Raw genomic sequence first — 15854 nt, forward strand, 5'->3', positions numbered from 1 at the left:
AGATATAAAACCCTTTTTGCTAGTTGCAGAAAGGGTTTTTACTTTGCTTAAATTCGTTTAAAATTTTCTGTAACAAAAAACGCTACTTGCTACTAACTTTTTAGATTACCAAATATGTCTTCATTAGAACAAGAATTTTTAGAAAAAATAGAAAAACACAAAGGCGTGATTTTCAAAATTTCTAAAATGTACATGGATAATTTTGACGATTAAAAAGATTTATTCCAGGAAATAACTTTTCAGGTCTGGAAAGCCTATCCAACTTTTGAAGGTAAAAGTCAGTTTTCAACTTGGTTATATCGGGTAGCTTTGAATACAGCGATTATATTTTTGAAATCTGAAAAGAAGCGAAGTTTCATTAAAAATGATCAAGTTGAAAACATTAAAATTGTTGCTGATGATTACGACGATCATCAAGAAAAAAACTTGGCAAGAATGTACAAAGCAATTCATCAATTAAATGAAATTGATAAGGCTTTAATTTTTTATTATTTACAGGATTATTCTGGAAAAGAAATCGCAGAAAATATGGGAATCACAGAAGTGAATGCAAGAGTGAAACTCAATCGTGCAAAAGAAAAACTAAAACAACTTATTTAAAATTAACCATTATGGAATTAGATCATATAAAAAATCTTTGGGAAAAAGAAAATGTTTCTGAAACACCAGAAATTTCAACCGAAAAGCAAAAGGAAATTCATTTACCTTTGGAGAAAATTCGTAAAAATATGCGGATGGAATTTTGGTCCAGTGTAATTTCTATACTAGGAATTCTGCTATATTTGGTACTGTATGAACCCGACTTTAGACTTAAAATTTATGGAATAATTTTAACGGGATCGGCAATTATTGTCACTGGTTTCTATTTTAATAAATATTTTCTGCTCTACAAAGAAATCGCCGAACAAAAATTCAGCACGCGCGAAATGCTTAAAGATTTGAAAAATCAATTCGAACTTAATAAACAATATTATGTCTCCTATAATATTGCGTTTGTTCCATTTCTTGTGGCCGCTTATATTTTGATTTTTGATAAACAGGCAGGGTTACAAAAGTATCCGGAATTTGTTTTTGTCGTGGCTTTGCTGTTAATAGTTGTTGCGGCGATAACAGTTTTGTTTTTCTTTGGTAAATGGTGGTTCAATGAATATTACGGAAAGTATATTAAACAAATAGAAAATTTAGCAGAAACATTAGAATAATAAAACTTCCCGATTAATTCGGGAAGTTTTCAATTGAGATGAAAATAAATCTACTTTAAAGCCGAAATATTAAATTCTCCCAAAGCCATTTTTAGTTCCTCGTAGGAAAAGCCATCTGCATTTAAAGTTACCAGATAACGATTTTTTAACACGGTTTGAATTTCAGAAGTAACCCCTTCGCCATTTTTGGTTTCAGATACAATTGACTTTGCGCCATTAATTTCGGTGCTTTTTTCGAAGCCAAATTCAGTCGTTTTTTCTTTATTCACATTTAAGCCCATCATCATGATCGAAACCATCGCGCTGCCGGTTTCCCCTGCACCGTCAATAATGTCAACCTTTATTCGTTTGATTTCTTCATCAGCATATTTTGCTTCTGCCGTTGCCAAATTCATCATGGCATTGTCACCCACAGAAAGTTCTTTTCTTTTTAAACCCAATAAAGTTTCGGGGAGAACCGATTTTAATTCGTCATTGGTCAAGGGTTGAATGTTCTTCAGGTTTTCCATATTCTTGGTAACATCCTCCATCGAACTGCTTACTTTACCGTAATTTTTTGCAGTTGAAACAAGATCAGATAGGCCACCCGATTTTTCTTCTTTTACTTTTTCTTCTTTGGAACACGCGACAAGCATTAGAACTGCGGTCGCCAACATTAGTTTTTTCATGGATATAAGTTTTAGTTTAAACAAAAGTATGAAATTTTATTTTATCATAAAGTGTTGACCATTAAGACAAAACACTCCCCAACTTGGAGAGTGTTTTAACTTTATATAAAATTTAATTAATTTTAAACCTTAATTAAATCCCATCAATAATCGCATTCAAAGTTGAGGAAGGTCTCATGGCTGAATCCGTTTTTTCTGAATTTGGATAGTAATAGCCACCAATATTTTGGGGCTTGCTTTGAGCGCCAATTAACTCTTCACTAATTTGTGCTTCATTCGACTGCATCGCTTTGGCAACAGGAGCAAACAGAGCAGCCATTTCAGCATTCTTAGTTTGCGCTGCTAACGCTTCTGCCCAATACATCGCCAAGTAGAAATGCGAACCTCTGTTATCAATCGAGCCTAATTTTCTCGCTGGTGATTTATCGTTTGCTAAAAATTTCTCGTTAGCGACATCCAAAGCGTCTGCTAAAATCTGCGCTTTTTCATTATTTTGAGTCTGAGCCAAATGTTCTAAACTTGCCTGCAACGCCATAAATTCTCCTAAAGAGTCCCAACGTAAATATCCCTCTTGAATAAATTGTTCAATGTGTTTCGGTGCAGAACCTCCTGCGCCAGTTTCGAATAATCCACCCCCATTCATCAACGGAACGATAGAAAGCATTTTCGCCGAAGTTCCTAATTCTAAAATAGGGAAGAGGTCAGTTAAATAATCTCGCAAAACATTTCCAGAAACAGAAATAGTATCTAAACCTTTTCTAATTCTTTCTAAAGTGAAAGTCATCGCATCTTCAATATTCATAATTCGAATATCAAGACCGGTTGTATCGTAATCTTTTAGGTATTTCTCTACTTTTTTGATCATTTCACGGTCGTGCGCTCTTTGGTCATCTAACCAGAAAATTGCTGGTGTATCAGATAATCTTGCTCTGTTGACAGCCAATTTTACCCAATCTTGAATCGGTGCATCTTTCGCCTGACACATTCTGAAAACATCTCCAGTCTGAACAGGTTGTTCCATATATATATTTCCCTGAGCATCAGAAACTTTGACAGTTCCGTCTGCACTCAATTGGAAAGTTTTATCGTGAGAACCGTACTCCTCTGCTTTTTGAGCCATCAAACCAACATTAGGAACAGAACCCATTGTTCGCGGATCAAGTGCGCCATTCTTCTTCATATCATCGATAGCAGACTGATAAAAACCAGCATAACATCGGTCTGGAATCATAGCAACCGTATCTTCTTCTTTATCTTGAGCATTCCACATTTTACCGCCGCCTCTAATTAAAGCAGCCATCGATGCATCCACAATAATATCCGAAGAAACATGGAAATTGGTAATTCCTTTGTCAGAATTCACCATCGCGATTCTTGGTCCGTTTTCAATCGTTTTAGCGATGTCCGCTTTTATTTCAGCTTCTCTAGCGTGACCTGAAATTTTTTCAAAAAGTGTTGCTAATCCGAAATTTGGATTGATATCTAATTCCTTAAAAGTGTCTTTGTATTTTGCGAAAACGTCTTTAAAATAAGTTTCTACAATCGCTCCAAAAATAATGGGATCAGAAACCTTCATCATGGTTGCTTTTAAATGTCCAGAAAGAAGAACATTCGCTTCTTTTGCTTCTGCCATTGCCTCAGCAACAAAATCTTTTAGGGCAGAAATATGCAGTACAGAAGAATCGATAATTTCTCCAGCTTTTAAAGGAGCTAATCCTTTCAGCTCTTTCACGGAACCGTCATTTCCAAAAAATTCAATTTTATATTGGGCCTCATTTTCTAAAGTCACTGATTTTTCAGTACCATAAAAATCGCCATTTTTCATGTTGGCTACGGTTGTTTTAGAATCTGCTGACCAAACTCCCATTCGGTGAGGATTTGTTTTAGCGTAATTCTTAACTGCTTTCGGCGCTCTACGATCTGAGTTTCCTTCTCTTAGAACGGGATTTACCGCGCTACCCAAAACTTTAGCGTAGGTGTTTTTTATTTTTTCTTCTTCCGCATTTTTCGGTTCTGCTGGATAGTTAGGTAAAGCGAAACCGTGCTTTTGCAATTCAGCTATGGCCTCATCCAATTGTGGAACGGAAGCTGAGATATTCGGAAGTTTAATAATATTTGCATCGGGAGTCGTTGCCAGTTGACCTAATTCAGCCAAAGCATCTTCTACTTTTTGATCATTTTTAAGATATTCAGAGAAATTAGCCAAAATTCGTCCAGCGAGTGAAATGTCTTTTGGCACGATTTCGATATCTGCAGTTTTGGTAAACGCTTGTACAACAGGTAAAAAAGAATGAGTGGCCAGCATTGGCGCCTCGTCTGTCAACGTATAAACGATTTTAGATTTTTCTGCCATTATATTTGATTTTTATTTTAAAATTAAGCAAGCACAAAAGTAGTGAAATTTAGGCAATTTTAAAAGCCATCACCGTGTTATATTGTCGATGGAAAATGAGATAAGCGAGTAGGGAGCGCTATTTCTTTTGTCTATGATTTTAATTCGAATTTAGATAAAAAATAGTTTACCTCTTTATTGTACTTTTGAGCGCTGAATAAATTGTCAGCTAAAATCAAATTATTAAAAGTTTAAATTATGACTATCAAGAAAAGTATTTTCAGTGTGGTGTTTTTAATGTTGAGTTTCCTTCTCTCAGCCCAATACGTTGAACAATCGACTTCATTAAATCAAGAAGGAGCTTTGAGATTAGCCAACGAAGCAAATTTAGAAGCGAAAAAATTAGACAAAAAAGTTTCGATAGCAGTTTTGAATAATTCAGGTGTTGTTCTATTGTTGTTGAAAGGTGACAATGTTGGACCTCACAATACAGAAGCGTCTCGTCGTAAAGCCTATACTTCATTTTCGACTAAAAATGCCTCTTGGGATTTAATGAATAACGCAGCTAAAAGTAAAGATGCCCAGAATTTAAATACGTTACCAGAACTGCTACTTCTGGGCGGTGGAATCCCTATCTTTAAAGAAGGCGAATTAATTGGAAGCATTGGAATATCTGGAGGTGGAAGCGGTGAGAATGATCACAATATTGCGAAAAAAACCGTAGAGAATCTGGGGTTTAAAATTGCGAAATAGCCATTTGTATGAAATTTTTATTTGATAGATATTCTTATATTTAAATTTTTATAATCAAATCATTAAAAATTTTGTTTCTCACTTAAAAATAAATAATGAATAAATACAAAGTAGCGCTTTTATTTCTTACGTTTTCATTTTTACTATTCGCTCAAAATCACAGAATATCATACGAATACTCATTTAAGATGGATTCTCTTAACAAAGAGAATATCGATAAGCAATTGATGATTCTAGATATTACAAAAGATGGTTCAAATTATTACAGTAAAGAAAAATTTATTTATGATTCGTTATCTGCGGAACAATTTAGCAAAGCCAAATCTATTCAATCCACAGATATCAATCTTAACGCGCTTGAAAGAAAGGTAAAGGTTACACATTCTGTATCCAAAAATTATCCGAAGCTAGAGACGATTTTTCATACTTATATTAATGGAGACTCATTCGCAGTTAAGGATTTCGAAAAAATGAAATGGAAGATTTCTCCTGAGATTCTAGAAATTGCAGGAATTAAAGCACAAAAAGCAACCACTGATTTTGGAGGGAGAAAATGGACTGCTTGGTTTACGACTGAAATTCCTTTCCAAGACGGACCGTACAAATTTCAAGGGTTACCTGGTTTGATCTTAAACTTAGAAGATGAGAACAATGATCATGTGTTTAAATTTGTAGAAAGTAAAAAGTTAAATTGGCAACCTTCGATTATTGAGGAGGATGGCGAGAAAGAACTCATGATTACAAAGCAGAATTTTTCTCAACTATGGAAAAACTATCAAAAAGATCCTGCCGTAAAAATTCGTCAAATTATTATGAATGACGATGTACAGGTAAGAATAACGGACAAAGACGGAAGAGAATTATCCCAAAGTGAAATCATCAGAAATAGAGAAATGCGTGCTAAGGAGAGATTGAAAAAAATAAATAACTTTTTAGAATTAAATTTATATCAATAAGTGGTTCTTCGAAAAGTTAAAAGTATTTAAAAAGACATCTTTATTAAAATGAATGTAGATCGAAAGAAACACTGGGAGACCGTTTACGAAACTAAAAGTCCGGACGAAGTAAGTTGGACGCAAGAAATCCCGAAAACTTCGTTGGCAATCATCGATTCTTTTGGGTTGGATCAGTCAGCAAAGATTATCGATATCGGCGGCGGCGATAGTAAACTCGTTGATCACTTATTGGGCAAAGGTTTTACTAATATTACTGTTCTCGATATTTCCGAAAAAGCTCTCGAAAGAGCGAAACATCGTTTAGGTGAGAAGGGAAAAATGGTAACGTGGATTGTCAGTGATATCCTCGATTTTCAACCAATAGAGACCTATAATGTTTGGCATGATCGGGCAGCATTTCACTTCCTAATTTCTGAGATAGAAATTGAAAAATACCAATCGATTGTCGAAAAAAGTGAATTTCTAGTCATTGGAACATTTTCAGAAAATGGACCTTTGAAATGCAGCGGTTTGGAAATCACTCAATACAGTGAAGAGAAACTAGTCGCAACCTTTAAACATAATTTCGACAAAATAGATGCTGTTTTGGAAGATCACCAAACTCCATTTGGAACGACGCAAAATTTTCTTTTTTGCAGTTTAAGAAATAAAGAAAATTAAGGTAGATGAAACGCCGTACATTTTTCTCGGAGCGATTCTTAATTCGAAGCAAAAATTTAGGAAATTTTTATACATTTGAAAGTTCCTCAAACCTAGGTAGAATTATCAATTTAATTGATTCTATAAAATGAAACCAAAATTTATCTTCATATCTCTGCTATTTTTTAATTTAGCTTTTTCGCAAACGCATCGATTCATTTATGAGCTAGAAATCAGAAAACAAGATGATGTAAATCAAATAAAGATGGTTTTAGACATCGATCAGAATTTTGTGAAATTCTATGATTACGACTTTCTTGACGTGGACACTCATCGCAAAAGCAGTGGGGAAAACAGGAAAACAAATTCTGAATCTGATCAGTTAGTCATAAGAGAAATTAATAGTTTTAAGAATACTTCGCTGCATTCCTTTGGCTACGATTATTTTGCCATCAGTTCAACAGATAAAATTGCCTGGAATTTAGAAAAGGAAACCAAAAAAAATCAAAACTATACCTTGCAAAAAGCAACAGGTCAATTCGGTGGCAGAATGTGGACCGCCTGGTTCAGCAATGAAATTCCTTTTCCGGAAGGACCTTTTAAATTTAAAGGATTGTCAGGGTTAATTTTTGAAATCTATGATACTGAAAATAGCTTTCATTACAACTTAGTTGAAATCATTAATCTTCCTGAAACTTTTGATACCACCGAGTTTGTCGAAACTTATTATGGTAAGAAACCAATCCCGATTAAGCTTAAGCAACTGCATCAATTGAAATTAAATTATTACCATAATATTGTAGAAGATCTGAATAACTTCAGAGAAAAAGGAGGTTCGATATCTTCTAAGAACGAGCTCGATTCAAAGGAGAAAATTCTGCAGGAAAAAAAAACAATTCAACAAAGCATCAAAAAATATTATCTGCCGCTTGAAAAAGATAAAGCGATTAATTACCCTGACTGATAAAAGATTTAATAAAAAAGAGATTCCTTTCGAAATCTCTTTTTTTTATTTTTAATCGAACAAGTCCCGAACCTTATCAAAGAATGTTTTTTCCTTTCCAGATGGTTCAGCTAACATTTCACCATTGCTCATCTGCTTTTCAAAAAATTCCTTTTGATCTTTCGAAAGATTCTGCGGCGTCCAAACATTGATGTGGACAAACATATCACCAGTTCCATAACTGTCGATGCTCGGTAAACCTTTTTTAGATAGTCTTAAGATTTTTCCAGATTGTGTTCCAGCATCAACTTTTATTTTTACTTTTCCACCAACGGTCGGGATTTCTTTGTGCGTTCCCAAAGCCGCTTCTGCAAAAGAAACATACAATTCCTGATGAAGATTATCGCCTTCTCTTTTAATCGTTGCATCAATTTCTTCTTCAACAACAACTAACAAATCACCTGGCGTTCCACCGAACGGGGCGTCATTTCCTTTGCCGCGAACATTGAGCTGAATTCCTTCTCTTGCTCCTGCCGGAATATTGATGGTTACTTCTTCATCCTCCTTAATCAAACCTTGTGAATTCGCACCTGCTGGAATTTTATCGGCAACTTTACCAATTCCCTGGCAAGTAACACAATGGGTTTGGGTTTGCATTTGTCCGAACATGGTGTTCATAACCTTCATCTGCACGCCAGAACCGCGACAAGTATTGCACGTTTTCGAAGTCGCGCCTGGCGCCAACTTCATCTTTTTTACTTTAATGGTTTTCTGTGTTCCATTAAACATGTCCTCCAGATTCAACTTAATTCTTACCCGAAGATTACTGCCACGCAACTGCTGTCTTTGCTGACCGCCACCGCCGCCACCGAAATGGCCACCGAAAATATCTCCAAATTGAGAGAAAATGTCATCCATATTCATTCCGCCACTGCCGAAACCTCCGCCGCCACCAAAACCGCCGCCACCATTCATTCCGGCGTGACCGTATTGATCGTAACGGGCTTTTTTGTTACCATCGCTCAAGACTTCGTAAGCTTCAGCAGCTTCTTTAAATTTTTCTTCGGCGGCATTATCACCAGGGTTTTTATCTGGGTGAAATTTAATCGCCATCTTCCGGTATGCTTTCTTTATTTCCTCTGCTGTAGCGCTTTTAGTTACTTCCAGAATTTCGTAGTAATCTCTTTTTGACATAATATTTTAAAGGAGTTTTTTCAGCATTCACACTGAAAATATTTTAATTTTTTATTTGGGCAACTTAATCTCTCGTCTTTTATGACGAGATTCCCGCTATTTTTTGCCGACGCTCTTGCCAGCGCAAAAAAAATGAGCTCCACTCAAGCCGGGTTGCAAGATTCGAACATGCAAATTCTAGTTTCCAATAATGACTTTAGCAAATCTGATTACTTTGTCAGCAAGTTGATAACCTGTTTCAATCACATCTACAATTTTGCCTTTCAATTCTGGCGTTGGCGCGGGGATTTGGGTAATCGCTTCGTGAAAATCAACATTGAAATTATCGCCTGCATTGACCACCATTGGTGTCAATCCTTTATCACCTAATTTGTTTTTAAATTTTTGATAAATCAATTCCACTCCTTTCAAATCTGCTTCATTGCCGTTTTTAGCGATTTCTTTCAAGGCACGTTCGAAATCATCCAAAACGTCTAACATCGAAATCATCATATCTTGATTCGCGTATTGAAAGAATTCCATTTTTTCTTTGGTCGTTCTTTTCTTATAATTTTCGAATTCAGCAAAAAGACGAATATAACGGTCTTTTTCCTCTGCCAAAAGTTCCTTTGCCGTAGGTTCAACTGTCATATTTTCTACAGTTTCGTCGGTAGTGTTTTGGGTTAGATCGTCTTGTGGATTTAAGTCTTCTTCGTGAATATCTTGATTGTCTGACATAATTTTAAATTTTATACCGAACCTTTCACAAAGATTTTGCCAAAAAGAAGTTTAGGACAATTCGGCAGACTTCGGTATTTGAGAGATGGATAACGTATCAACAATTGTCTGATACCGCAACATATTCTTAACACGTAAACACAAAAAATCCCGAACTAATTCGGGATTTTATTATAATATGATGTAAGATTATTTTGTAAATCTAACAGCCATTTTTCTATCTGAAGCTCTTTCACTATCTGAAGCTGTAGCAGCAACTTTAGCGAATTCGCTTCCATAACCTTCTGCACCCACTACCTGAGCGGTAACTCCTAATTTGCTAAGTTCAGATTTAATATGATCTGCTCTTTTTTGAGATAAATCTTTATTCTGAGCAGCATCGCCAGTCATATCAGTGTAACCACCAATTTTAATTTTAGCATCTGGATACGATTTTAAAATAGCAGCTAAGTTTTGAATTTGTCCCTCAGAACCCATCTCTAATTCTGTGGCAGAACCCATTTTAAAGTTCACGTTGTCAAAGTTGTACCAGATATCTTTCAAGGCTGCGTCATCTGCATTTTTATAGTTGTCACCTTTAAGGAAATTAATCATGGATGCTTCCATTCCGTTAGCGTAGCCTTTGATCATTTTTCCGTTAAGATCAATATCAGTAACTTCTCTAACTGGAGTTACCATCATCGCGCTGTCATTAACCATATCGGCCGTAGAATCGGCGACGATTTCTGTGTTGTCAGTTGTAACAACTTCTTCTGTTTTATCTTTATTGTAATTATTCCATAAGAACCAACCAGCTACCCCTAACAAAAGAAGTGGCAATAACCATTTCCAAATCGATCCGCCTTCATTGTTGTTATTATCAGGAGTGGGAGTTGTATGAACATTTCCGCCTCTATTTACTTCAACTTTCGGTTGATCGAAAGAAGTTACTTTCACATTCTCAGCATCAGGTCCACCAAACATATTTCCAATTCCTAGGGAAGCTAAAGATAATCCTGCTGGGAGTAAAGAAGAAACAATTCCTTTTTGATCATTCAGTAGACTTGTAATTCCGGTAGAGCCTAAGTTATTATCGGTAGCATATTTCCCGACCGAGCCTAAGGTTGCACTAGTAACCATATTTAATAATGAGTTGGATGATGAACTGCTCACGCCTGAAAAAGTTGAAATTGCATTTGCAATTCCTCCAATTTTATCTCCAAAAATAGCCGTTAAAACGGTTGTAATTAATGAATTGTTTGAAGATCCACCTAGTAAATCGCCAAGCATGTTGCTAGAGGAAGCTCCAGTAATTGCATCAAGAACTCCTGGTTTGTCGGCGTTATTTGCCATACCTCCCACAACTGCCGGTAGTAAACCGCTGATTGCTTTTGAAATTCCTGATTCACTTTCTCCTAGTTGAGAAGCAGCTTGCGAAATCAACGCTGGACCTAATTGTCCCTTGATAAGATCAATAATGTTTAAAGCCATAATAGTTTAATTTTTAAAGTTAATATTTTGAATATAAGCAATATTTAGTCCAAAAACTTACCGATACTCTAATTTATAATAACATTAACAGTATCTAAAATTATGATTTCAACTAATTAATTAGTAGGATTTACCGAAAATGACACGTTGTTTCGAGGGTTTTCCAGTAATTAAAGAAATCCCATCTTCCATTTCATTATTTAAAGGAATGCAACGAATGGTGGCTTTTGTTTCATTTTTAATTTGTTCCTCTTCCTCCTCGGTTCCGTCCCAATGGGCAGAAATGAATCCACCTTTCTCTTCCAGAACTGTTTTAAATTCATCATAACTATTTACAGGAGTGATGTGCGAATCTCTAAAATCAACCGCCTTGGTGTAAATTGCTTTTTGGATTGTTTTCAATAATTCTTCAATATAAACTTCAATATTTTCTAAAGGTTGAATTTCTTTAGTTAAATTATCTCGCCTAGCAATTTCTACCGTTTTATTTTCTAAATCTCTGGCGCCCATTGCGATTCTAATCGGCACTCCTTTTAATTCATATTCTGCAAATTTCCAACCTGGCTTATTATCGGGTCTGTTGTCATATTTTACGGAGATTCCTTTGGCTTTTAGCTTGTCTACAATATCAAAAGCAACTTCATTAATTTGATTGAGTTGATCTTCTCCTTTAAAGATAGGAACAATCACGACCTGAATCGGTGCCAAAGATGGCGGAAGAACCAAACCTAAATCATCAGAATGCGTCATGATTAAACCACCGATTAATCGGGTAGAAGTTCCCCAAGAGGTTCCCCAAGCATGTTCAATTTTACCTTCGCGATTCGTAAATTTAACATCAAATGCTTTACCGAAATTCTGACCTAGAAAGTGTGAAGTTCCGGCTTGCAAGGCTTTACCATCTTGCATCAAAGCTTCAATACAATAGGTTTCGTCAGCACCGGCGAATCTTTCAGAAGCCGTTTTAATTCCTTTTATTACTGGAATACACATGAAATTTTGCACGAAATCTGCATAAACATCAATCATTTTTTCAGTCTCCTCAATGGCTTCATCCTTGGTAGCATGTGCCGTATGTCCTTCTTGCCAGAGGAATTCTGCAGTTCTCAAAAAGAAACGAGTTCTCATTTCCCAGCGAACCACATTAGCCCATTGATTGATCAGAATAGGTAAGTCACGATAAGACTGTATCCATTTTTTATAAGTACTCCAAATAATGGCTTCGGAGGTTGGACGAACGATCAATTCCTCCTCTAATTTAGCCTCTGGATCAACGATTAATTTCTTTGGGTTATTAGGGTCAGTTTTTAAGCGATAATGAGTTACTACGGCGCACTCCTTAGCAAAACCTTCTGCGTTCTGTTCTTCCGCTTCAAAAAAGCTTTTAGGAATAAAGAGAGGGAAGTAGGCATTTTGGTGACCTGTCTCCTTAAATTTCTTATCTAATTCGTCGCGCATTTTCTCCCAAATTGCATATCCATAAGGTTTAATAACCATACAACCACGAACTCCAGAATTTTCAGCCAAATCAGCTTGAACAACTAATTCATTATACCATTTGCTATAATCTTCACCTCTGGAAGTAATCTTTGCCATTATATTTTGTCTTTAAATTTAACTTAATGCAGCTTCTAACATCTAATCTAAAAAGCTTATTTTTACTCAAAATTCATCCTTAATGATTGGTACAATTTTGGTGCAATTTGCAAATATAAATCAAATTAAAACTTTTTCACCTTATCATGAAAAAAATTACTTATAAAAAATCAATGCAATTACTAAAGTCCAACGCGGTTTTAGCAATTTTGGGAGGTTTTATTTTATCTTCTTGTGGAGCCACAATGGGTGGGTACAGCGAGACTGATGGAGTATATTATGATCCTAATACAGACACAATCCCAGTCGGGGTTGTAATGAATAATGGAAATCAAGTAGGCGACTACTATGATTACCAATACAACGATGACCAGAATAAGTATTTGAATTCCGAAAACAGAAATCAAAACTGGCAAGACTCTCAAAATTCTGACTGGGGTAATTTCGCAGGTACAGAAACTTACTATAATGATACTTGGGGATATCCTTACGGGATGTATTCAGGATACGGTTTTGGGATGAGTTTCGGATTTGGAACTTCTTATGGATTTGGCGGTTATTATAGTCCTTGGGGATTTGGCTACAGTCCTTTCGGCGGATATTATAATCCTTACTACGGATACAATCCTTACTATGGTTACAACCCTTATGGATATTACAATCCTTATGGATACTATTCGCCTTACGGATATAATGGCTACAATGGATATGGAGGTTACAATAGCTACAATGCACCGCGATTTAATACGAAAAGAAGCGGTTCTGATGGCTCAGGATTTAGAACTGATAACAGTTTAAGAAATAATAATTCTGGAATAAGACCGAATACAGATCGAAATTCTGGTTTCAGAAATGACAATCCGCGGTATAATAACCAGCAGAATAATAACCCACGTTATAATACTCAGCCTGGAAATACAAATCAGCAGCAGCCGAATAATCAACCAAGGTACAGAACGTCGCCGCAAATTGATAATGGGACTCGACAAAATAATAATACGCCGAGACAAAATACAACGCCTAGACAGTACAATAATAACAGACAGGAAACACCGACCTACAACCAACCTAGTAGAAATAATTCTAATGACGGAGGTTTCAGATCAGGGAATTCTGGCGGAGGATTTAATAGTGGATCTTCAAATTCTAGTTCTGGATCAACCAGATCGTCTGGCGGTTTTAGAAGATAATATTTAATATAAGCATATTTTAAAAATGGTAAAAAAGTCTTTAATAATTTTAGGTATCGGTGCGGCTTATTTCGCAAATGCCCAAGACCTATCTACAATAAGAAATACAGTTGATGTTTATTCAAGCTCAATGACAACTGGTTCTGCAAAATACAATGGTATGGCAGGGTCGATGGGAGCATTAGGTGGAGATGTTTCAGTGATGAATACGAATCCTGCGGGAATCGGAGTAAGTATTACTAGTGAAATGTCAGGAACTTTAGCCATTCAGAATAGTAAGAATTCAACGTCGTTGGCCGGGAAATCTCTAGATTATAAAGTCAATAAAACTGATCTTGGAAATGTTGGAGGCGTGATGGTTTTTCAACTGGATGGATCTACTCCCTGGAAATTTGTAAATATTGGAGTTAATTACTCCAATCAATCAATTGAAGATTATTCTGAATCTCCGGGAAATGCGAACGTTAACTTTAATATTTACGATTCCAGCAATGTTTTGGTAGACAACATTTCTCTCGCAGGTCATGCTTACAATCGTTATGGTGATGTTTCTAAAATGAGTCTTGCGGTGGGTGCAAACTATGACAACCGAATCTACATAGGCGGTGGTTTGAATTTTCATTCCGCAGCTATTGATCAATACGATTCTGCTGCATTCGATTCTTCGGCAAATAATTCCACTAGTGTCTATAGTAAACAATACACTCCCTTTTCTGAATCATCCACTGGATTTTCAGCCTCAGTTGGTGTCATCGGAAAAGTAAATCCGCAGTTTAGATTGGGTGCTTCTATTGAAACCCCGACTTGGTGGAATGTAGCCAGAGTTTTTAATGAATATGATAACCCGACAGATGGAACTTACACCGAGGAAAGAAATCTTTCTTCACCAATGAAAGCAACAGTAAGTGCTGCTTATGTTCCCAATAAAAATTTCGCCATTAATGTTGATTATACTTTAGGATTGACCAAGTCAAAATATAAAGTTTACGGAAATGCTGAAACTGAATTGAATAACTTCTTTAGTGAAAATTCTAAAAATTTATCTGAAGTAAAAGTTGGAGCGGAATATAGAATCGAGGCATTTCGAATCAGAGGTGGATATGCTTTTGCAAGCAGTCCGTTTGATTCAATGGGCATTTCAGCTTTCGGAGAAAATGGCACAGCGGCCAATACTTCTTACGATAATTTAATTCTTGGACGAAGATCTACGATTGGAGCTGGGATCGGATACGATTTTAAATCATTTTACATTGATGCAGCTTACCAGAATTTAAGTTCAGATTATAAAAGTCCCTTCTTGCGAGGTTCTGCAAGCAATAATTCGGGATATTTTTCCGATAATTATATTGTAGATTCTGATGCGGCAGTAGTTTCAGATGTAAAAAACAAAAGAGACAACTTCTTTATTACGCTAGGTTGGAAGTTTTAACTTAGTGTAAAATTCTTACTTGAAATATAAAAGACTCCAATTTAATCGGAGTCTTTTTTTTTGTACAAATATTTAGTGTTGATGGAAGAGATGAGTTGACATCGCCAATAAAACTCCTAACATGACATAACCGATTTTACGCCAGTCTACGTTGTGATTCTTATTGCTTTCAAATATAATGACTGATGAAATATGAAGGAAAATTCCACCAACTAAAGCGAGAAAGTATACTTCTAAGTTGGGGTTAAAATATTTACCTAAAATCAAACCCAAAGGTGAAGCCAGCGCAAAAATTGAAATAATAAGAAAAGCCGACGGCGAGAATTTTTTATTCTTCACTAAAAAAGCGCCCAGAATAAATGAAATTGGAATATTGTGCACCAAAATACCCGTTAGATAAGGAGTCAAAACAACCTCCTCATTTGCGAGTGGAATTCCCTCTAGAAATGCGTGAATAAAAAGTCCAATCATCAATGCCAACGGAAGAATGTGTTTTCCTTCTGTATGATGGTGAAAGTGGCCGTGTTCAAAGCCTTTGGTCAAGTTTTCTAACAACATTTGAAGTAAAACACCACCAATAACCCAAAGCCCAATATTTTGATCTTCACCCGCATAAACTTCTGGAAAAACCTCATTCAAGCAAATCGTAATTAAAAAACCAGCACTTACGATAAGCAGATTTTTCGCAAATTTTTCTCGGTCACCAAAAAATTTCCCGAGGAAAACTCCGATTAAAACACTTAATATTAATAAAACAATAATCAT

Annotated in this window: 14 protein-coding genes and 1 pseudogene; 8 read left to right on the forward strand and 7 right to left on the reverse strand. The window is 35.9% G+C overall.

What is annotated here, in order from left to right; all coding sequences use genetic code 11:
* Positions 1–114 precede the first annotated feature (114 nt).
* Together BMX49_RS08285 and BMX49_RS08290 are read left to right on the forward strand one after the other, a co-directional pair.
* A pseudogene (locus BMX49_RS08285) lies at positions 115–600 on the forward strand (RNA polymerase sigma factor).
* Positions 601–611: 11 nt separating this feature from the next.
* A complete protein-coding gene (locus BMX49_RS08290) occupies positions 612–1202 on the forward strand; it encodes a hypothetical protein (protein ID WP_034716033.1) in 591 nt (196 codons plus the stop codon).
* Positions 1203–1252: 50 nt separating this feature from the next.
* Here the strand turns inward: BMX49_RS08290 and BMX49_RS08295 are convergent, their stop codons facing one another.
* Both BMX49_RS08295 and BMX49_RS08300 read right to left on the reverse strand, forming a co-directional pair.
* Entirely contained in the window at positions 1253–1870 is a 618-nt protein-coding gene (locus BMX49_RS08295; RefSeq protein WP_034716031.1) for a hypothetical protein, read from the reverse strand.
* Between the two features lie 133 nt (positions 1871–2003).
* Entirely contained in the window at positions 2004–4223 is a 2220-nt protein-coding gene (locus BMX49_RS08300; RefSeq protein ID WP_034716029.1) for an NADP-dependent isocitrate dehydrogenase, read from the reverse strand.
* 276 nt (positions 4224–4499) lie between these two features.
* Between BMX49_RS08300 and BMX49_RS08305 the strand changes: the two genes are divergently transcribed.
* From BMX49_RS08305 to BMX49_RS08320, 4 genes are all read left to right on the forward strand, one after another.
* Positions 4500–4955 (forward strand): heme-binding protein, encoded by a 456-nt coding sequence (locus BMX49_RS08305; RefSeq protein ID WP_246005141.1) that lies wholly within the window; start codon positions 4500–4502, stop codon positions 4953–4955.
* A 95-nt stretch (positions 4956–5050) separates the two neighbouring features.
* Positions 5051–5911, forward strand: coding sequence for a GLPGLI family protein (locus BMX49_RS08310; protein WP_034716026.1), 861 nt, complete (start codon positions 5051–5053; stop codon positions 5909–5911).
* Between the two features lie 48 nt (positions 5912–5959).
* Complete coding sequence (locus BMX49_RS08315) at positions 5960–6571, forward strand: class I SAM-dependent methyltransferase (RefSeq protein WP_034716024.1); 612 nt, start codon at positions 5960–5962, stop codon at positions 6569–6571.
* 127 nt (positions 6572–6698) lie between these two features.
* Entirely contained in the window at positions 6699–7514 is an 816-nt protein-coding gene (locus tag BMX49_RS08320; protein ID WP_034716023.1) for a GLPGLI family protein, read from the forward strand.
* Positions 7515–7565: 51 nt separating this feature from the next.
* Here BMX49_RS08320 and dnaJ read toward each other — a convergent pair whose 3' ends face one another.
* From dnaJ to proS, 4 genes are all read right to left on the reverse strand, one after another.
* A complete protein-coding gene (dnaJ, locus tag BMX49_RS08325) occupies positions 7566–8687 on the reverse strand; it encodes a molecular chaperone DnaJ (RefSeq protein WP_034716022.1) in 1122 nt (373 codons plus the stop codon).
* Positions 8688–8864: 177 nt separating this feature from the next.
* Positions 8865–9404 carry a nucleotide exchange factor GrpE gene (locus BMX49_RS08330; protein WP_034716021.1) on the reverse strand — a complete coding sequence of 180 codons (540 nt, stop codon included), beginning with the start codon at positions 9402–9404 and terminating at the stop codon, positions 8865–8867.
* Positions 9405–9593: 189 nt separating this feature from the next.
* Entirely contained in the window at positions 9594–10874 is a 1281-nt protein-coding gene (locus BMX49_RS08335; RefSeq protein ID WP_034716019.1) for an OmpA family protein, read from the reverse strand.
* Positions 10875–10994: 120 nt separating this feature from the next.
* The gene (gene proS, locus BMX49_RS08340) at positions 10995–12470 is read right to left on the reverse strand and encodes a proline--tRNA ligase (protein WP_034716017.1); all 1476 of its coding nucleotides are present in this window, start codon (positions 12468–12470) and stop codon (positions 10995–10997) included.
* 146 nt (positions 12471–12616) lie between these two features.
* On the opposite strand from proS, the gene BMX49_RS08345 reads away from it, so the two are divergent.
* Both BMX49_RS08345 and BMX49_RS08350 read left to right on the forward strand, forming a co-directional pair.
* Positions 12617–13660 (forward strand): hypothetical protein, encoded by a 1044-nt coding sequence (locus BMX49_RS08345; RefSeq protein ID WP_051803484.1) that lies wholly within the window; start codon positions 12617–12619, stop codon positions 13658–13660.
* Between the two features lie 25 nt (positions 13661–13685).
* On the forward strand, positions 13686–15089 hold the full coding sequence (locus BMX49_RS08350) for an OmpP1/FadL family transporter (protein ID WP_034716015.1): 1404 nt from the start codon (positions 13686–13688) through the stop codon (positions 15087–15089).
* Between the two features lie 72 nt (positions 15090–15161).
* On the opposite strand, the gene BMX49_RS08355 is transcribed toward BMX49_RS08350, so the two are convergent.
* Entirely contained in the window at positions 15162–15854 is a 693-nt protein-coding gene (locus BMX49_RS08355) for a ZIP family metal transporter (protein ID WP_034716013.1), read from the reverse strand.

The sequence above is a fragment of the Kaistella antarctica genome, from assembly GCF_900109615.1.
Classification (GTDB): domain Bacteria; phylum Bacteroidota; class Bacteroidia; order Flavobacteriales; family Weeksellaceae; genus Kaistella; species Kaistella antarctica.